General features: G+C 66.1%; 13 protein-coding genes and 1 pseudogene. 4 read left to right on the forward strand and 10 right to left on the reverse strand.

Features of this window, described 5'->3' with window-relative positions; genetic code table 11:
- Nucleotides 1–3: 3 nt before the first annotated feature.
- The 8 genes from QOZ99_RS18955 to QOZ99_RS18990 all read right to left on the reverse strand — a co-directional run bounded on the left by QOZ99_RS18955 (nt 4) and on the right by QOZ99_RS18990 (nt 10712).
- Nucleotides 4–1611 carry an ABC transporter substrate-binding protein gene (locus tag QOZ99_RS18955; protein ID WP_306891554.1) on the reverse strand — a complete coding sequence of 536 codons (1608 nt, stop codon included), beginning with the start codon at nt 1609–1611 and terminating at the stop codon, nt 4–6.
- Nucleotides 1612–1894: 283 nt separating this feature from the next.
- The gene (locus tag QOZ99_RS18960) at nt 1895–3256 is read right to left on the reverse strand and encodes an aminotransferase family protein (RefSeq protein WP_306891555.1); all 1362 of its coding nucleotides are present in this window, start codon (nt 3254–3256) and stop codon (nt 1895–1897) included.
- Between the two features lie 42 nt (nt 3257–3298).
- Nucleotides 3299–3838, reverse strand: coding sequence for an aminomethyltransferase family protein (locus QOZ99_RS18965; protein WP_306891556.1), 540 nt, complete (start codon nt 3836–3838; stop codon nt 3299–3301).
- Nucleotides 3831–6755, reverse strand: coding sequence for a sarcosine oxidase subunit alpha family protein (locus tag QOZ99_RS18970; RefSeq protein ID WP_306891557.1), 2925 nt, complete (start codon nt 6753–6755; stop codon nt 3831–3833). Before QOZ99_RS18970 ends, QOZ99_RS18965 begins: the two co-directional genes overlap by 8 nt.
- Nucleotides 6752–7015, reverse strand: a complete 264-nt coding sequence (locus tag QOZ99_RS18975; RefSeq protein ID WP_306891558.1) for a sarcosine oxidase subunit delta — start codon at nt 7013–7015, stop codon at nt 6752–6754. Before QOZ99_RS18975 ends, QOZ99_RS18970 begins: the two co-directional genes overlap by 4 nt.
- 3 nt (nt 7016–7018) lie before the next feature.
- Nucleotides 7019–8275, reverse strand: coding sequence for a sarcosine oxidase subunit beta family protein (locus tag QOZ99_RS18980; protein ID WP_306891559.1), 1257 nt, complete (start codon nt 8273–8275; stop codon nt 7019–7021).
- Entirely contained in the window at nt 8272–9306 is a 1035-nt protein-coding gene (locus QOZ99_RS18985) for a D-cysteine desulfhydrase family protein (protein WP_306891560.1), read from the reverse strand. The genes QOZ99_RS18980 and QOZ99_RS18985 overlap by 4 nt, the downstream gene beginning before the upstream one ends.
- A 2-nt stretch (nt 9307–9308) precedes the next feature.
- Nucleotides 9309–10712, reverse strand: a complete 1404-nt coding sequence (locus QOZ99_RS18990; protein WP_306891561.1) for an aldehyde dehydrogenase family protein — start codon at nt 10710–10712, stop codon at nt 9309–9311.
- 508 nt (nt 10713–11220) lie between these two features.
- Between QOZ99_RS18990 and QOZ99_RS18995 the strand changes: the two genes are divergently transcribed.
- The 3 genes from QOZ99_RS18995 to QOZ99_RS19005 all read left to right on the forward strand — a co-directional run bounded on the left by QOZ99_RS18995 (nt 11221) and on the right by QOZ99_RS19005 (nt 15067).
- Nucleotides 11221–12582, forward strand: a complete 1362-nt coding sequence (locus QOZ99_RS18995; RefSeq protein WP_306891562.1) for an aromatic ring-hydroxylating dioxygenase subunit alpha — start codon at nt 11221–11223, stop codon at nt 12580–12582.
- Between the two features lie 31 nt (nt 12583–12613).
- Nucleotides 12614–14050 (forward strand): glutamine synthetase family protein, encoded by a 1437-nt coding sequence (locus tag QOZ99_RS19000; protein WP_306891563.1) that lies wholly within the window; start codon nt 12614–12616, stop codon nt 14048–14050.
- A gap of 210 nt (nt 14051–14260) precedes the next feature.
- Nucleotides 14261–15067: an IclR family transcriptional regulator domain-containing protein gene (locus QOZ99_RS19005; protein WP_183191691.1), complete on the forward strand. Its 807-nt coding sequence runs from the start codon at nt 14261–14263 to the stop codon at nt 15065–15067.
- Nucleotides 15068–15289: 222 nt separating this feature from the next.
- Here the strand turns inward: QOZ99_RS19005 and QOZ99_RS19010 are convergent.
- Nucleotides 15290–16640 (reverse strand): IS3-like element ISMex37 family transposase gene (locus QOZ99_RS19010; RefSeq protein WP_306891564.1). Its coding sequence is split into 2 segments (ribosomal slippage): nt 15290–16304 and nt 16303–16640, totalling 1353 coding nucleotides; the frame shifts between segments, so codons are not numbered across the junction.
- A gap of 235 nt (nt 16641–16875) precedes the next feature.
- Between QOZ99_RS19010 and QOZ99_RS19015 the strand changes: the two genes are divergently transcribed.
- Nucleotides 16876–17229, forward strand: a complete 354-nt coding sequence (locus tag QOZ99_RS19015) for a cupin domain-containing protein (RefSeq protein ID WP_306891566.1) — start codon at nt 16876–16878, stop codon at nt 17227–17229.
- Nucleotides 17230–17685: 456 nt separating this feature from the next.
- Here the strand turns inward: QOZ99_RS19015 and QOZ99_RS19020 are convergent.
- A pseudogene (locus QOZ99_RS19020) lies at nt 17686–18266 on the reverse strand (IS5 family transposase); the annotation flags it as partial.
- Nucleotides 18267–18302: the final 36 nt, after the last annotated feature.

An 18302-nucleotide genomic window follows, 5' to 3' on the forward strand; every position in this document is an offset into this window, starting at 1 on the left:
GCCTCACGCTTTGCGGATATCGGCGTACTGGGTGAAGCCGGTCTGCGGGCCGATCACGAAACCGGAAACGCCCTTGCCCATCACCGCCGACGCGATCTTCTGCAGCAGCATGGCGAAGGGCGCGCGCTCGGCGAATTTCAGCTGCATCTCGCGATACATCGCCATGCGCTTGGTATTGTCGCGTTCCTTGCTGGCCGCGAGCGACATGTCGTTCAGCTCCTTGTCGACATAGTGGCTGCGCCACGCCATGAGCCTGAGCTTGCCGTCGTCGCTGTCGTCCGGATTTTCGCAGAATGCCTGGCTATTGGAATAGGGGTCGAAATAGTCGGTGCCCCAGGGCAGCAGCGCCAGCTGGTGGCCGCGCTTGCGGGACTTCGTCATGACCTGGCGCATCTCGCCGGACACCAACGTCACCTTGATCCCGATATCGGCGAGGTCGGCCTGCACCGCCTGTCCGATATCGGCATAGGGCGCGGAGGAGGGCACGTCCATGGTGACTTCGAAGCCGTTGGCGAAGCCGGCTTCCGCCAGCAGTTGCTTGGCCTTCGCGACATCTTTCTTGAACAGGCGGTCGGTCATTCCCCCCGGCAGACCCGGTGGCAGGAACCCCTGCGCGACCGAATACATGTTCGGCGTGATGTTCATGGCGATGCCGTCATAGTCGATCGCCCATTTGATCGCCTGATGAACCTGGGTCTTCTGCAGTTCCGGCATGGACTGGTTCATCGTCACATAGACGGAAACCGCCTGCCCGGAGGAGACGACCGTGAGGTCCTTGTCCGCGCGCGCCTTCTTCAGCAGGTCCGGCGTCAGGTTGCGGGCGATGTCGGCATCGCCCTTCTGCAGCATCAGCAGCTGGGCCGACGGATCGGGCACATGGCGGATGAAGATCCGGCGCGGCTGGTCCGGCTTGCCGGAATGCGGATTGGCGTCGAGCGTGACATGGTCGCTCGCCACCCATTCCACCATCTGGTAGCCGCCCGCGCCGGCGGAGTGCACCTTGAGCCAGCCATTGCCCATGTCGCCATCGACCTCGTGGGCGAGCGCCGTCGCCTTCTCCACCACGCCGCCGATCGGCGCGGTGAGGCAGAACAGCAGGAAGCTCGGCGCGACGGCGGTCGGCAGCTTCATCACCAGCGTCGTGTCGTCCGTCGCCTTGATGAGGTCGTCGACATTGCCCTTGGTATAGCCGAACTGCGCGAGAATGAACGCCGGCTGCTTGTCGAGCTTGATGGCGCGCTGGAAGGAGAAGGCGGCGTCTTCCGCGGTCACGGCCTTGCCGGACGCAAACCTGGCATCCGTCTTCAGCTTGAAGACGAAAATGGTGCCGTCCTCGCTGACGGTCCAGGATTCCGCGAGATCGCCGACGACCTTGGTGTTGTCCGCAAGGTCCGGCGAGACCAGACCGCGATAAAGGTTGGGCACCACTTCGAGATTGGTGATCTCGTAGGCTTCGGCCGGGTCGAAGCCGCTGACCAGATCGTCGATCTGCTTGGCCATGACGACGACGCCCTTGGGCGTGCCGGCCATGACCGCGCTGGTCCTGAAGACTTCCGAGGCGAGAATTGGACTGGCAGCGGTGAGAGTCAGCAAGGTACGGCGCGTCAACATGTTAGTGTTCCCGTCTCTGTTTGAAGGGATTCAACCACGTCGGAATGCCGGCGTGAAGGTCCGGAATGATCATAATTTATGAAATACGAACTTTTGTTTGCTTATACGATGGGCATGGCGCCCCCCTGAGGGCACCCGGAAAACCATGCGCCAATTGGCTTCTGGCCTGCCTTCCCACGCGCACTCACTGGCGCGTCTCCGGTAGGCCAGCCCTGTCGAAGCGCTGGATATTCTGCGAGAAAAGGCAGACGCTTAGAGAGCCCGCCGCCGCCAGATCGATCCGTCAGGCGAGGCCGACATCGGCGGCGAAACGCAGGATCGCCCGCTCCAACCCCTCGACGATCATGTTCACTTCCGCCCGACCGGCGGTGAGCGGAGGGCCGAACTCGACGACCTGATAGGTGCGCACCAGAACACCTTCGTCGCGCATGTAGTTCGTCATGCGAACCGTCATCTGGTCTTGCGGACGGAAAGGCTCGCGCGTCTGCTTGTCGCGTACCAGTTCCACGCAGGCCAGCAGGCCGCGTCCGCGCACATCGCCGACCAGCGGCAGCTTGCGCAGCGATTCCAGCCCGTCCAGCAGGTACCGGCCCATGTCGCGCGAATTCTCGACTAGCTTCTCGCGCTGCACGATCTCGATGTTCTTCAGTGCGGCCGCCGCCGCCACCGCATGGCCGCCGAAGCTCAGGACATGGTTCAGCCCGGCCTCGCGCCCGCTCGCCTGCTCGAAACGGGCGGAGACGCGCGTGCTGGCAATGGCGGCGCCCATCGGCACATAGCCGCTGGTCAACCCCTTCGCCACGGTCATGATGTCCGGCACCACGCCCCACTGCTCGCAGGCGAACATGCTGCCGGTGCGGCCGAAGCCGTTGATGACCTCGTCGATGATCAGCAGCACGCCATATTTGTCGGCGATCGCGCGCAGCATCGGCAGGTAGTCGTCCGGCGCCGGATAGATGCTGGCGGCGGCAGGCACGGGTTCAGCGATGATGGCGGCGACCGTCTCCGGGCCCTCGTGCAGGATGGCCTTCTCGATCATGCTGGCGCAGAGCGTGTTGCAGCCCGGGCGCGACAGGCCATACTCGCAGCGATAACAATTATTGTGCGGGACATGCACGCAGCCCGGCACCAGCGGGCCGAAGATCTTGTTATTGAAGTCGTGGCTCGCGCCGCTGATGCTCATCGCATACTGGGTTGAGCCATGATAGGAGCCGCGCCGGCTGATGATCTTGGTGCGCTTCTGGTCGCCGCCGAGCCAGTGATACTGCTTGGCGATCTTCACCGCCGTCTCGACCGCTTCGGATCCGCCGGAGGTGAAGAACACCCGGTCCAGGTCCCCGGGCGCCAGATCCGCGACCACGCCGGCCAGCTTCACCGTCGCCGGCGCCACGAAATTATAGGGCGAGACATAGGCGAGTTCGCGAGCCTGCTCGGCCATGGCATCGGCGATCTCCCCGCGCCCGTGACCGACATTGGTGACAAACGCCCCGCCGGAAAGACCGTCCAGGTAGCGCCGCCCGTCTTCGTCGATGAGATAGCAGCCTTCGCCCTTGCTGAAGACCGTCAGGCCCCCTTCCGCGCGAAGGGATTGCGGGCTCGTGGCATGGAACCAGACATGTTTGAGGGCTTCGGCGGCTACGGTCATGGATGCGCTCCCTTATGACCCGTTTGTTCAGAAGATCAGTCGTTATCGCGAGGTCTCGGGAACGGCGCCGATCCCGGCCGCCGTCGTTCCCGCGCCGGATGACAGCCCCGCGTTATGCCGGGTGGTCTCCAGCCAGGCCATCAGCCAATCCGTATAGCTGGTGGCCACGAACAGCATGTAGCCGCCCCCCTTGAGGGCGAGCAGCAGGACGGGAACGCGGGCGCACAGCGTCGCCGCGACCCGGCCGGTGGGGAACCGGCGTGGGTCGAGGTCAAGCTCGACGCCCCGCTCCAGCACGGCCCGCGCGCCTGCTCCCCCAAGGGAAATGGGCTGCCAGGCGTGGCTGACGTCGACCAACCGCCCCCCTGCCATGGCGAGGGCGGCGAGGGCGCTAGGCTCCCGCCAGCGCGACATGTCGGCGGCCCGGACCAGCCGGCGTTCGGGCGATAGCACGAGGATGTCGGCGCCGTCGGCGAGGCCGCGCAGCATGTCGGACAGGCCGGCGCTCCACGCGTCCTCGCGGCCCGCCACCTCGATGAGCGCGGTCGGCGGTCGGCGGGCGATATGACAGCCATCAGCCACGGAGCCTCTCCCCGTCCGGATCGATGAATACGGGATTGCAGATCGTCACCGGCACCATCTCGTTGGTCAGCGGCGAGGCCGCTATGCGCGTTTCGCCCATGGCCGCCCGCCCGCCCGCGACCAGCGCCAGCGCGATCCAGCGATCGAGCGCGGGGCTGAAGGTGACCGAGGTCACATGCCCGTCCAGCGGCACGGGGACGGGCATGGCGGGATCGCGCACGATCTGCGCGCCGCGCGGAATGGCCTGGGCGCGATCGACCGCCATGAGGCCGACGAGCTGCTTGCGGTCGCTCGCCGTGAAGGCCGGGCGCCCGAGCGAACGCCGGCCGATGAACTCCTTCTTGCGGCTGATCATCCGCCCCAGGCCGAGATCGTCGGGAAGCGTGCGGCCGTCGGCCTCGAAGCCCGGCACGAACAGCCCTTTCTCGATGCGCAGCGTCATCATGGCTTCCGTGCCATAGGGCATCAGCCCGAAGGCGTCGCCGGCGGCGGCGATCGTCGTCCACATGGCGTGCGCGTCGCCGGAAGCGGTGTAGATCTCGTAGGCCCGTTCGCCCGAGAAGCTGACCCTCAGGACACGGGCCTCGATCCCGGCGAGCCGGCCTTCCGCCACGCTCATGAAGGGCAGGGCGGCGTTGTCCACCGCGAAGTCGGGATCGAGAGCCGCCAGCAGTTCGCGCGCGCGCGGACCGGCGATCGCCATGGCCCCCCATTGTTCCGTCACCGGCGTGATCGTGACATCGAGATCGGGCAGGTCGACCTGCCGGGCGCGCTCGAGATGCGCCAGGATCCGCTCGGCATTGCCGGTAGTGGTGGTCATGAACCAGCGGTCGGCGCTCAGCCGGGTGGTGGTGCCGTCATCCATCACCGCGCCGTCCTCGCGCAGCATCACGCCGTAGCGACAGCGACCGGGCTGGAGGGTCGACCAGCCATTGATGTAGACGTGATCGAGCAGCCGCGACACGTCCGGCCCCTGCAGATCGATCTTTCCAAGCGTCGAGACATCGGTGATGCCGACATGGCGGCGGACATTGCCCGCCTCGCGGATGACCGCCTCCATCTCGCTTTCACCGGGGCGCCGGTAGAGTTGGGGCCGGCGCCAGCTGCCGACATTGGCGAGGACAGCGCCCTGCTCTTCGTGCCATCCGTGCATCGGCGTCGTGCGCGCCGGGCTGAAGAGGGCGCCGACGAAGGGCCCGGCCATGGCTCCGAAGGTGACGGGCGAGAAGGGCGGACGCGGCCGGCTGTTGCCGATCGCCGCCGCAGGCTTTCCTTGGGCGGCGGCGATGAGGTCGACGCCGTTCAGGCCGACCAGCTTGCCCTGGTCGGTCCCCATGCCCAGTGTCGTGTAGCGCTTGACATGCTCGATGGAACGATAGCCTTCCCGCACCGCGAGGCCGAGATCGGCCGCCGTCACGTCGTTCTGAAGATCGACGAACTGCTTCGCGGCCGTGTTCACGGGAGCGAGCGGCGCCGGCGCTGCGCCTGACGGCAGAGTGTATGTGTTGCCCGCCGCGACGGCACGCGCGGAGGCGAGGCAATCGGCCATCTCGAACAGGCCTGCGCAAGCGCCCGCCGCCGCCATGCCGGTGGAAACGCGCCCATCCCAGGATTGCGCATCCGGCACGAGGGCGCCGATGCGCTCCTCATGGCGCAACCGGCCGCCGGCATGGGTGAACAGATGTGCCGCCGGGCTCCAGCCGCCCGCGGTGAGGATGAGATCGCAGGGCAACGACATCGCAGCCGCAGGTTGGCCGACCGGATGCACGACGCAGCCGGTCACGCGACGGCGTCCCGTGCTGTGCGCAATCATGTGGCCCGGCAGATGCCGGATTCCCGCCGCCCGGCACCGGGCGGTCCGTTCATCGTCGACCGCCGCGCGCGCATCGACGATCGCCTCTATGGCGACCCCGGCGCTGTGCAGATCGAACGCGGCCTCATAGCCGCCGTCATTGTTGACGTAGAGCACGCAACGGCGCCCCGGCACGGCGGCGTGCCGATGGAGATAGGCCTGCGCGGCGCTGGCCAGCATGACCCCCGGCCGGTCATTGGCGCCGAACAGCAAGGGTCGCTCGAACGCGCCCGTGGCGAGGATGATGCGGTCGGCATCGACCATCCAGCGGCGGAGCCGTACCGGGCCCGAGACTTCCTCGATGAGACAGACCCGATTGCCGTCGTAATGGCCATAGGCAGTGCTGCGCGGAAGAAGCGTGACCTTTCCGCTCGTCCTCAGGAGCGCCACGACGCCCGCCACCCAGTCGCCATAGGGCTGGCCCTCGACACGGGCGGTCTCCACGGTGCCGAGGCCACCGAACGCCTCCTGCTCGTCGACGATGAGAATGCTCTCGACATGGACCAGCGCCGCCGCCGCCGCTGCGAGGCCCGTGACGCCGGCGCCGATCACCAGGAGGTGGGTGTGACGATGCACGGTCTCGTAGGCGTCGGGATCCGGCTCCGCCGGTGCCCGGCCCATGCCCGCGGCGCCCCGGATAAGCTTTTCGTAGAGCGGCCAGGCGGAGACCGGCCATTTGAAGGTCTTGTAGTAGAAGCCGGATGGGATCAGTGGTGCGATGAGGTCGTTGACCGCCATCAGGTCGAAGCCGACCGACGGCCAGCAGTTCTGGCTTCGCGCCACCAGCCCCGGCACCAGCCGAACCTGCGTCGCCTTCACGTTCGGCTCGCGCCGGGCGCCTTCCCCCACCTCGACGAGTGCGTTGGGCTCATCCGCGCCATAGGCGACAAGGCCGCGCGGGCGGTGATACTTGAAGCTGCGGGCCAGAATATCGACGCCGTTGGCGATGAGGGCGGAGGCTAGCGTGTCGCCCTCATAGCCGACAAAACGGCGCCCGTTGAAGCTGAATTCGATCGGCTGGGCACGGTCGATCCGTCCGCCCGTCGCTGCGCGCCAGCCACTCATGCCCCGGCCTCGCTCAGGAAATCGTTGGTGCGGGTGTCCCGGCGGGCGACGAACCAGCGCCGGCAACCGGCCGCGTGGAACCACAATTCGCGGTGCGCGCCTGCCGGATTGTCGCGACGATAGACATAATCGTTCCATTCCGCGTCCGGTGCGGAAGGTGCATCGAGAGGAAGCGAGGCGACTGGCCGCGAGAGGTCGGCGCCTCCATAACTGAATTCGGCCATCGCGCGCGGGCCGCAACAGGGGCAGGGAATGCGCATGGATCAATGCATCCAGGGGCTGGAGCCGGAGCCGCGTTCGTCGAGCAGGTCGCCCGCGTCGAAGCGTTCCAGCGTGAAGCGGGTGGCAACCGGGTGAGGCTGGTCGGTCGCCACGAGATGCGCCAGCGCCGTGCCGGCGGCTGGCGTGCCCTTGAAGCCGCCATAGCACCAGCCACCGTTGAGATAGAGACCCGCCACGGGAAGCCGCGTGATGATCGGGCTGCCATCCATGGACATGTCGACCGTGCCGCCCCAGCTGCGCATCATTCGCAGGCGACGGATCGCGGGAAAAAGCGCCACTGCGGACTCGACGACATGGTCCAGCGTATGCGGGTCGCCGCGCTGGGCATAGGAGTTGCTGCCGTCAATGTCGCCTCCCATCACCAGTTCGCCCTTGTCGGACTGGTTGATATAAACGTGCAAGGCCCCGGAGACGGCCACCACGTCCAGCATCGGCTTTACCGGCTCGGAAACCAGTGCCTGCAGGACATGGCTTTCCATCGGCAGCCTCAAACCCGCCATGGCGGCGAGCCGGCCAGAATCGCCGGCGACGCAGATCGCCACCTTGTCGGCGGAAATCAGCCCGCGCGTCGTCTCCACGCCGGTGACACGGTCACCCTCACGGCGCAGCGCCGTCACCTCGCAGTTCTGGATGATGTCGACGCCGCGTGCATCGGCGGCACGGGCATAGCCCCAGGCCACCGCATCGTGCCGGGCGGTGCCGCCGCGCTTCTGGATCAGCCCGCCAAGGATGGGAAAGCGCGCCTGCGGCGACAGGTCGAGCCCCGGCATCAGCCGGCCGAGATCGTCGCGCGACAGCAACTCGGCATCGACGCCATTCAGCCGCATCGCATTGCCGCGCCGGTGCAGGGCCGAGACTTCGGCGTTGCTGTGCGCGATGTTCACCATGCCGCGCTGGCTGAACATCACGTTGAAGTTCAGATCGGCGCTGAGCCCCTCCCACAGCTTCAGGGAGTGCTCGTAGAAGTGCGAATTGGCCGTGAGAAGGTAGTTGGAGCGTACGATGGCGGTGTTGCGCCCGGTGTTTCCGCCGCCGATCCACCCCTTTTCCAGCACCGCGACATCGGTGATGCCGTAGGTTTTGGCGAGATAATAGGCCGTTGCAAGCCCATGTCCGCCACCACCGATGATGACCACCTGATAGCGCGCGCGTGGCTCCGGCGCGCGCCAGGCGGCCGGCCAGGAACGGTGGCCCGTGAGCGCCTGACGGGCCAGCGAGAGGGCGGAATAGCCGGTCACGCCGCGATGTCCGGCAGCAGGACGGCGGGGTCGTAGGCGAAGAGGGCGGGCGAGCCTCCGGTGTGAAGGAAAATCACCGTCTCCTGCCTGCCGATGCAACCGCTGCGGATCTGGTCGATCAACCCGGCCAGGCACTTGGCCGAATAGACCGGGTCAACGAACACGCCCTCCAGTCGCGCGAGAAGGTGGATCGCCTCGCGTGCCGCTTCCGTCGGCGCGCCGTAATCGGCGCCGATCTGGTCGTCGATCAAGGTCAACGCCTGCGCCGCCGGCACATGCGGCAGACCCAGCACCTCGCGCGCCTCCATCGTCTCCGCCGTCACCTTGTCGAGGAGATAGTCGGTCCTGCGGCTGACGCTGACGCCGGTGACGTGGTATCCGGGGTTCAGGTTGCACTCGCCGAGCGCGAGGCCGGAATAGGTGCCGCCCGAGCCGACGGCGACGAAGAGGTGCTCCGGCGCGATGTCGTTCTCGGCGAACTGCGTCATCATCTCGGCGGTCGCCATGATGTAGCCGGCCATGCCCTGCGGGTTGGAGCCGCCCAGCGGCATGATCATCGCCCGGCGCCCCTCGCGCGCGAGCCGCGCGGCAAGATCCTCGATCACCGTTCCGAAATCCCAGCGCGGTTCGGTCTCGACCAGATGGACCTGCGCGCCGAGCAGGTAATCGAGCAACAGGTTGCCGCAGATCGGATGCGGCTCTCCCGGCACGCCGCCCAGCACCAGCTCGATGCGCAGGCCCGCCCGCGCGCCCATGGCGGCGGCGATCCGGGCGAGATTCGACTGGTAGCCGCCGCACACGATGACGGTATCGTAGCCCTCGGCGACGGCCCGTCCCAGGATGAATTCCAGCTTGCGGACCTTGTTACCACCAAGGCCGGCGGCGGTGAGATCGTCCCGCTTGATGAAAATGCGCGGACCGCCCAGATGGCGGGAGAGGGCATGCGCCTCTTCCAGCGGGGTGGGGCCATACATGGCGCGCAGGCGAGGCAGGGTTTCGAGGCGAGAGACGATGTCGGCGGCAGTGGACATTTTCAGGCTTTCGCGACCGAGATCGTCTGGATATCGGTATAGCTGACGAGCCCCCAGCTTCCGTTCTCGACACCGATACCGGACCATTTGTGCCCGCCTACCGGTGCGATCGGCAGGAGGGTGAGGTGCTGGTTGACCCACACGGTGCCGCAGTCCATTTCACCGGCCAGTTCGGTGGCACGCGCGACATTGCCGCTCCACACCGACCCCGACAGGCCGAAATGCGTCGCATTGGCGCGCTCGAGCACCTCGGCTTCGTCGCGGAACGTCAGGATGGGAAGCAGCGGGCCGAACTGCTCTTCCGCCACCAGCCGCGCATCGTCATCGAGACCGGTGACAAGCTGGGGCGCCAGGAAGTAGCCGTTGGCGTTGGGCAGGGCGGCTTCGCCGAGCAGCACCCCGCCAGCGGCGCGCGCCTCCTGCGCCAGTTCCTGCACGCGGGCGAATTGCGGGGCGGTGGTCAGCGGCCCAAGATCGACACCCTCGCCCAGTCCATTGCCGATGCGGGTTGCCGCGATGCGGGCGAGCAGCGCCTGCTGGATCGGCTGACAGACGCTCTCATGTACGTAGAGCCGCTTGATGGCGCAACAGACCTGCCCGGTGTTCTGGAACGCACCCCAGAACAGCTTGTCGGCGATCGCTTCCGGGTCGACATCCTCCAGCACGATGGCGGCATCGTTGCCGCCGAGTTCGAGCGTCACGCGCTTCAGATCGTCGGCCGCGGCGCGGGCCACGCTCTTGCCGGCCTCCACCGAGCCGGTGAGCGAAATCTTGCGGATGGCTGGATGCACCGCCAGCGCGCGCCCGAGCGCATCGCCGCCGGAGACGATGGCGAGCACGCCGGCCGGGATCACATCCTGAAGAAGGGCGCCCAGCCGCAGCGTCGAGAGGGGGGTGAAGGGCGAGGGCTTCAGGACGATGGCATTGCCGGCCAGCAGCGCCGGCGCGATCTTCCACACCGCCGAGATGACCGGATAGTTCCACGGCGCGATGCCGGCGACCACCCCGAGGGGGCGGCGATGGACCGAGATGTGCTGGGCGTCGTCGTCGCGGATCACTTCGACGGGCAGCTCGATGCCGGCGGTGTGTTCGAACCAGCGCGCCGCGCCCATCACTTCGCCTATCGCCTTGGGCAGTGGACGCCCCTGCTCGCGGCAGATGAGCCGACCGATCTCTTCCGCGTGCGCCCGCAGCTTTTGCGCGCAGGCGAGCAGCACCTGGCGGCGACGGGAAATGTCCCGCGACCACGGGACGAAGGCGCGCGCCGCCGCGTCGATCGCCTCGTCCAGCTGGGTCGGGCTGCAATCGGGCGCCGAGGCGAAGGCCTCGCCGGTGGCCGGATCGATGACATCGAATGAATCGCTCGCACCGGCCAGGCGCCCGGCGATCAGCATTGCCTCACTCATTCCGCTCGTTCATCCCGTGACAGATAGGGGCCGTTCATAGGAAAACATAGTCATGATGAACATATGTTCGCAATAGCTAATTTATCGGCGATGCGCTCTCTCGGGCCGCCAGCCAGCGGCGGCTGGCTGGCGGTGCGCGATCCGCCACCCGCCGGGTCGCGGCGCCGCCGCCCGGCGTTCAGAGGCGCGCCATGCCGACCGTCTGGCCTCTCACGCGTCGGCCGGCGGGGCCGGCGCCGCGAAAATCCCGCTCCGTCGCAGTGAGGCGCAATGTATCTATTGCGAACTTTTATTCATTATGCGAACTTAATGGCCCTTGGGACCGCGCCTGTGAGCGCTTTCCGCTGCCCTGTGGTGCCTCCCGCGCCGCGGGTGAGGGGATCTCCACAGGGGCAGCCGGAGCGGCCACTGGCCGCCGCCCCTCGCGCATGTTCGAACATTCGTTCGGCATTTGCACGTTTCATTGAAGCGATCCTGGATCGCGGACGGATGTGAGGAATCCAGCGCTATGATGAGCCGAGAGCAGAATGACCTGATCACCCGGACAGGGCCCCAGGATCCCGCCGGCAAGCTGATGCGCATGTACTGGCAGCCTGCCGCGCTGATCGAGGAGCTGCAGGGCGAGCGGCCGATCCGCCCGGTCAGGCTGCTCGGCGAGAACTTCGTGCTGTTCCGCGACGAGGCGGGGCGCTACGGCCTGATCGACCGCGACTGCCCGCATCGCGGCGCCGACCTCGCCTTCGGGCGGCTGGAGAATGGCGGCCTGCGCTGCGCCTTCCATGGCTGGCTGTTCGACGTCGAGGGCAGCTGCCTGGAAACACCGGCCGAGCCCGCCAATTCCAGGCTCTGCGCCGGCATCCGGCAGCGCGCCTATCCCGTTGTCGAGAAGAGCGGGGTACTCTGGGCCTATCTCGGCGAAGGCACGCCCCCGGCCTTTCCCGAGATCGACTGCTTCACCGCCCCCGGCACCCACACCTTCGCCTTCAAGGGCATGATGAACTGCAACTGGCTGCAGGCGCTGGAAGTCGGCATCGACCCGGCGCACGCCTCCTTCCTGCATCGCTTTTTTCACGACGAGGATCCTTCGGTGTCCTATGGCAAGCAGTTCCGTGCCTCTTCCGCCGATAGCGACCTGCCGATGACCAGGATCCTGCGCGAATACGACCGGCCGATCATCAATGTCGAGAAGACCGAATATGGCCTGCGTCTGATCGCGCTGCGCCAGATCGATGAGGAACGCACCCATGTGCGGGTGACCAATCAGCTGTTTCCGCACGGCTTCGTCATTCCGATGAGCGCGGAAATGACGATCACCCAGTGGCACGTGCCGATCGACGACGAAAATTGCTACTGGTACGCGATCTTCACCAGCTTCTCGGCGCCGGTCGACAAGCAGAAGATGCGCGACCAGCGCCTCGAACTCTACGCGCTGCCGGACTACGTCTCGCGCCGCAACAAGGCGAATGACTACGGCTTCGATCCGCACGAGCAGGCGAACGAGACCTATACGGGGATGGGCCTCGACATCAACGTGCATGACCAGTGGGCGGTGGAATCGATGGGCGCCATCCAGGACCGCACGCGCGAGCATCTCGGCCAGTCGGACAAGGCCATCATCCAGTATCGCCGCCTGCTGCGGCAGGAGATCGAGAAAGCGGTGTCGGGTTCCGCCCCGCCGCTGCTGGTCCTCGACGGGGCGCACGCGCGCAGCATTCAGGGCCCGGCGACGATGGACGGCATCGGCCCCACCGCCGGCTGGGAAATTTACTGGATGGAGGTCGACGTGAAGCGTCGCCGGGGCGCGCCATGGGCCGCGCCGGTGCCGGCGGAAATCGCCGCCAGGGTTCCCCACCTCTCCGCGGCCCAGTGACGGCCGGCATGCCTACCAGGGAAACGATATCGTGACCTTTGTTGAACGCCACGGGCTTCAGAGCGTGGAGCGTCGGGACGCCGCCCGGCGTGTCGCCGACATCGTCCGGAGCCAGAAGCTTGAACTGGTCCGTCTGTCCTTTCCGGACCAGCACGGCATCCTGCGGGGCAAGACGCTCGTTGCCGCGGAGGCCCTGAAAGCGCTCGACGACGGGTGCACCCTGACGACATCGATGTTCGCCAAGGACACCTCGCACCGCTCGGTGTTCCCGGTCTTCTCGGCGAATGGCGGCTTCGGCATGCCGGAGATGCAGGGCGCGGCGGACGCGCTGATGATTCCCGATCCCGGCAGCTTCCGGGTTCTCCCCTGGGCCGAGAAAACTGGCTGGCTGCTGTGCGACGCCTATTTCCAGAACGGCCAGCCAGTGCCCTTCGCCACCCGCCATCTCTATCGCAAGGTCCTGCAGGACCTTGCCGCGCGCGGTTACGACTTCGTGGCCGGGCTGGAAGTGGAATTCCATGTCTTCAAGCTCGACGACACCCGCATGCGGCCGGCCGACGCCGGACAGCCGGGCGAGCCGCCATCGGTCAGCCTGCTCTCGCACGGCTACCAGTATCTGACCGAGCAGCGCTTCGACCAGATCGCCCCGGTGCTGGACATCATCCGCCGCGATGTACAGGCGATGGATCTGCCGCTGCGGTCGGTGGAAATCGAGTTCGGTCCCAGCCAGTGCGAATTCACCTTCCAGCCGACGGTGGGCCTGCTGCCGGCCGATCTCATGGTGCTGTTCCGCAGCGCGGTGAAGCAGATCTGTCACCGCCATGGCTATCACGCCACCTTCATGTGCCGTCCGAAGATCGCGAACGTAGTGTCCTCGGGCTGGCATCTACACCAGTCGCTGGTGGAGCGCGCCACCGGAGAGAACGCGTTCATGCCGCGTGAGGGCGGGACGTTGCTCTCGCCGGAGGGACAAGGCTATCTCGCCGGCCTGCTGGATCACGCGGAAGCGGCCGCGGTGTTCAGCACGCCGACCATCAATGGCTACAAGCGCTACCGCTCCTTCTCGCTGGCGCCGGACCGCGCGGTATGGGCGCGCGACAATCGCGGGGCGATGATCCGCGTGCTGGGCGGGCCCGGCGACCCCGGCACGCGGCTGGAGAACCGCGTCGGCGAGCCGGCCGCCAATCCCTATCTCTACATGGCATCGCAGATACTGGCCGGCATGGACGGCGTGACGCGCCGGCTCGACCCCGGCCCGTCGGCGGACGTGCCCTATGAAGCCTCGCGCCCACCCCTCCCGCGGACGCTGGCGCAGGCCGTCGCCGCGCTCGACGCGAACGCCTTCTTCCGCGAGGCCATGGGCGACACCTTCGTCGACTACTACGTGCACATCAAGAACGCGGAGATCGCCCGCTTCGATGCCGAGGTGTCGGATTGGGAACACCGGGAGTATTTCGAGATATTCTGACGAGATATGCGGCGAGCGGCGCCTTGCGCCGATGACATGCGTCGCCTCCCGTCGCAATGCCTCGCCTGGGCCTGGGCCGATCGGATGCTCACGAAAGACAAAGGTTTGTCCGCGATCCTCGATCGTGACATTGACGGATGGCTGGAAAGGCCGGAATCGACCCGGCGTCCGGTGCAGGCTCACGATGGAACGCTGAGGGGGGCACGAGGCATGCTTGACGACACTGCGACCGCTGACGACAGGCCCCGCGACTTCGTGGCGTCGCTGGAGCATGGGCTCAGCGTGCTCATGAGCTTCGACGCCGCCAATGCGAACATGAGCCTGTCCCAGGTTGCCGACCGTACCGGCATGTCCCGCGCCGGTGCCCGGCGCTACCTGCTGACCCTTGCCCATCTGGGCTTCATCGCGCGGACCGGGCGCTCCTTCCGGCTGACGCCGAAGGTCCTCAGCCTCGGCTATTCCTATCTCTCGGCCTTGCCGTTCTCGGCGTTCGCGATGCCGCTTCTGGAGGAAGCGAGCGCCGCCTCTGAGCAGACGGTGGCGCTGGCGGTGCGGGACGGCGCGGAATCGGTCTACACGGCTCGCGCCATTGCCCAGCGCGCGCTGGCCGTCACGGTGCCGGTGGGACGCCGCCTTCCGCTCATTTCCACATCGACCGGCCGGGCGATGCTCGCCTTCGATACGGCGGAGGCGATCGATCGATTGATCGAGAACGACCATCCCGTGCTGCTGACCGACAAGACGACGGTGGATCCGCAGCTTCTCCGGCGCGAGCTCGAACTGGTGCGTAGCCGCGGCTACGCGCTGGTCGAGCAGGAGGTCGAGGTGGGCGTGCGCTCGCTGGCGGTGCCGTTCTTCGACAGTCAGCAGAAGGTGGCGGGAGCGGTGACGGCGCTCACCAGCATGAGCGCGGTATCGACCCGCCAGCTGCTGTCGGACATCTTCCCGATCGTGCGCCATGTGGCGACGGAACTGGAATCGGCTCTCAAGGCCGGTCGCGGCGACATTCTCACCTGACGGTGACCGCGTTGCCGGCGCGGACCGAACTCCGGCTGGCTGCCGTCTGGATCTTCCATTGTCACGAAGACAGGAAAGCCACGCCTTCCGCATGGAACTGAACCGCTCCGGATTCACCGGAGGCCATTTAGTTTACGTCATGCCGCCATTGTCCGTCGTCAGATGATTTGAGATTGTTTCGGAATCTCGGGGACGGAGGTTCTGGCTCATCTGGGTTAGAGGTTATGCGGCCTGCAGGTGATGCTGCAAGCGCCTTTGCTGGATGGTCTGGCGCTTGATCCTTTCGCGTTCGGTGAGGATGGCCTGCCCGCGTTTGAAGTAGACATCGGCGGGCGTGAGATTGCCGAGGCTTTCGTGAGATCGGGCATGGTTGTAATGCTCGACGAAGGCGGCGACCTGCCGTTCGAGATCGCCGGGCAGATAGTAATTTTCGAGCAGGATGCGGTTCTTCAGGGTCTGGTGCCAGCGCTCGATCTTACCCTGCGTCTGAGGGTGACATGGCGCGCCGCGAACATGTTTCATGCCCTTGCCGTCGAGCCAGGTGGCAAGGTCGGCTGAGATGTATGAGGCGCCGTTATCGCTCAACAGTCTCGGCCGATGTGCGACCGTGATCTGGTCGAGCCCCGATGCCGCCAACGCCAGATCGAGCGTGGCGGTGACGTCGTCAGTGCGCATCGTGGCGCAGAGCTTCCAGGCGACGATGAAGCGGGAGAAGTCGTCGAGCACGGTCGAGAGATAATACCAGCCCCAGCCCGTGATCTTCAGGTAGGTGAAGTCGGTCTGCCAGAGCTGGTTGGGCGCCGTCGTCTTGTCCTTGAACTCGGACGCCGCCTTGATGACGATGTAAGCCGGGCTGGTGATCAGATCATGCGCTTTCAGCAGCCGATACACCGATGCTTCCGAGACGAAGTAGCGCTTTTCGTCGGTGAAGCGCACCGCCAGCTCGCGTGGGCTCAGCTCCGTCTCGCGCAGCGCCAGCTCGATGATCTCGGCCCGGATCGGGTCGGGAATCCGGTTCCAGACACGATCCGGCCGCGAGCGATGATCGGCGAGCGCCTCAACCCCGCCGGTGAGATAGCGGTCGTACCAGCGATAGAACGTGGCGCGCGGGATGCCGAGCTTGTCCAAGGTGCGCCGCGCCGGCAGATGCGATCCCTCGACCAGCCGAATGATCTCGGCCTTTTCGGAGGCAGGATACCTCATGTGTCGTCCTCCCCATCCGCGAGCATGCTTTTTTAAGCAGGCGGTTTTCCAGGGTGAGATCGGCCACGGCCTCCTTCAGCGCCTGCGCCTCGCGGCGCAGTTCCTTCACCTCGTCCGACGTCGCGGCGCGGGCCGTGTCACCGGCGAGCCGGCGCTTGCCGGCGTCGAGGAACTCCTTCGACCAGCCGTAATACATCGACGAGGCGATCCCCTCGCGCCGGCACAGCTCGGCGATGCTCTCCTCGCCGCGCACGCCTTCCAGAACGATGCGGATCTTTTCTTCAGCCGAGAACTGCCGCCGCGTCGCTCGGCGGATATCCTTCACGACCTGCTCTGCCGGCGCTTTCTCCGGCCCGGATTTCTGTCTCATCTGCCCTCCATAATGGCTGCGATGATCCAGAAATCCTCCCTTCCCGAAAACCCCTAAACTGTCTCAAGAGCGCTGACGCCGGACAGTTGTCGTGCTGGGACCGGTGGTCTATCTCGTCATCAACTTTTACCTTCTCGGCTCGTCCGGCTGCTGAAACGCCGGCTCAGGATTCCGGCCATGCGTTCACTTGCGGGCGCTGACCGATGATCGCCTCTTACCAAAACAGGAACATCCGATGTCTGGCATCACCTATTTCGACCTCGACAATTTGCCCGCTCCACGTGAAGGCAGCCCTCTGCCGGAGCGGCGCGTCGAGGGCGATCCGAGCTTTCGCACCTGGGACCTCGCATGCACGGCTGATGGCCGTGTCACGGCGGGCATCTGGGAGGTCACGCCCGGCGCCTTCCGCTCCATCAAGGGCGCGACCTGGGAGTTCTGTTCGATAATCTCGGGCGTCTCCGAACTGATCGAGGACGGCAAGCCACCGCGCCGGATTGCGGCCGGCGACAGCTTCGTCATGCATCCCGGCTTCGAAGGCACCTGGCGCGTCCTCGAGACCACGACCAAGCTGTGGGTCACGAAGGACTGAACCATGGCCGCGCTCTATCTCTCCGAACCGGTCGTCGCCGCCGTTTCTGAACTGATAGTGTGGATGCCCGCTCCAGCGGGCACGTATTGTGTCGGGGCAGCGCGGTGTTGTCGCTTTAAGGGGAGGAGCACATGCCAGATGTTCATGTCCTTGCGATCGACCTGGCCAAGCGGAGTTTCCAGGTTTGCGGCACGTATCGGGGCAGGGCGGGGCGGTTCTGTTCAACCGAACGGTGTCCCGCGCGAGGCTGTTTCAGCTGTTGAGCGCGCGGCCGCCCTGCGTCGTGGCGATCGAAGCCTGCGCAACGAGCCACTATTGGGACCGGACTGTTCAATGCCTCGGACACGACGTGCGGCTGTTTCTGCCGATCTACGTGAAGCGCTTTGTAAAGCGGCAGAACAACGATGCCGCTGACGCGATCGCCGAAGCTGACCCCCTCAACTCTAGGCTCAGGACTCATTGATTACCGAGCCAGAAGATGACGGTAGCGGCGATGCAGATGGCTGAGAAGAAGGTGTGGGCGCATCGGTCGTAGCGTGTGGCGATGCGCCTCCAGTCCTTGAGCTTGGCGAACAGGTTCTCGACCTTGTGCCGCTGCCGGTAGAGGATTTTGTCGTAGGGATAAGGCCGCTTGCGGCTGCGGGATGAGGGAATGCAGGGTGTGATGCCCTTGGCGGCCAGTGCCTCGCGGAACCAGGCGCTGTCGTAGCCCCGGTCGGCGATCAGGCATCTCGCCGGCGGCAAGGCATCGAGGACGAGGCGTGCACCGTTGTGGTCGCTCATCTGGCCCTCCGATAGCACCATGATGATCGGCCGGCCTTCGCCGTCGCAGACGGTGTGGAGCTTTGAGTTCAGGCCACCTTTGGTGCGCCCGATACGTCGGGGAACATCCCCTTTTTTAAGAGGCTCGCCGCCGTGCGATGAGCCTTGAGGTGGGTGGCATCGATCATGACCCGTTCGGGTCGGGGCCCTTCGCCCGCGAGGCTGGCGAAGATGCGGTTGAACACGCCCAGCCGGCTCCAGCGGATGAAGCGGCTGAGAGCTGGCTCGGTTTGTCTGAACAGTTCATGGTC

The organism is Ancylobacter amanitiformis, assembly GCF_030814815.1.
GTDB lineage: Bacteria > Pseudomonadota > Alphaproteobacteria > Rhizobiales > Xanthobacteraceae > Ancylobacter > Ancylobacter amanitiformis.

Excerpts from the sequence above, each read along its gene's own strand:
- QOZ99_RS18955 (WP_306891554.1), bottom strand. The coding sequence starts at position 1,611 with ATGTTGACGCGCCGTACCTTGCTGACTCTCACCGCTGCCAGTCCAATT.
- QOZ99_RS18960 (WP_306891555.1), bottom strand. The coding sequence starts at position 3,256 with ATGACCGTAGCCGCCGAAGCCCTCAAACATGTCTGGTTCCATGCCACG.
- QOZ99_RS18970 (WP_306891557.1), bottom strand. The coding sequence starts at position 6,755 with ATGAGTGGCTGGCGCGCAGCGACGGGCGGACGGATCGACCGTGCCCAG.
- QOZ99_RS18975 (WP_306891558.1), bottom strand. The coding sequence starts at position 7,015 with ATGCGCATTCCCTGCCCCTGTTGCGGCCCGCGCGCGATGGCCGAATTC.
- QOZ99_RS18985 (WP_306891560.1), bottom strand. The coding sequence starts at position 9,306 with ATGTCCACTGCCGCCGACATCGTCTCTCGCCTCGAAACCCTGCCTCGC.
- QOZ99_RS18990 (WP_306891561.1), bottom strand. The coding sequence starts at position 10,712 with ATGAGTGAGGCAATGCTGATCGCCGGGCGCCTGGCCGGTGCGAGCGAT.
- QOZ99_RS18995 (WP_306891562.1), top strand. The coding sequence starts at position 11,221 with ATGATGAGCCGAGAGCAGAATGACCTGATCACCCGGACAGGGCCCCAG.
- QOZ99_RS19005 (WP_183191691.1), top strand. The coding sequence starts at position 14,261 with ATGCTTGACGACACTGCGACCGCTGACGACAGGCCCCGCGACTTCGTG.
- QOZ99_RS19015 (WP_306891566.1), top strand. The coding sequence starts at position 16,876 with ATGTCTGGCATCACCTATTTCGACCTCGACAATTTGCCCGCTCCACGT.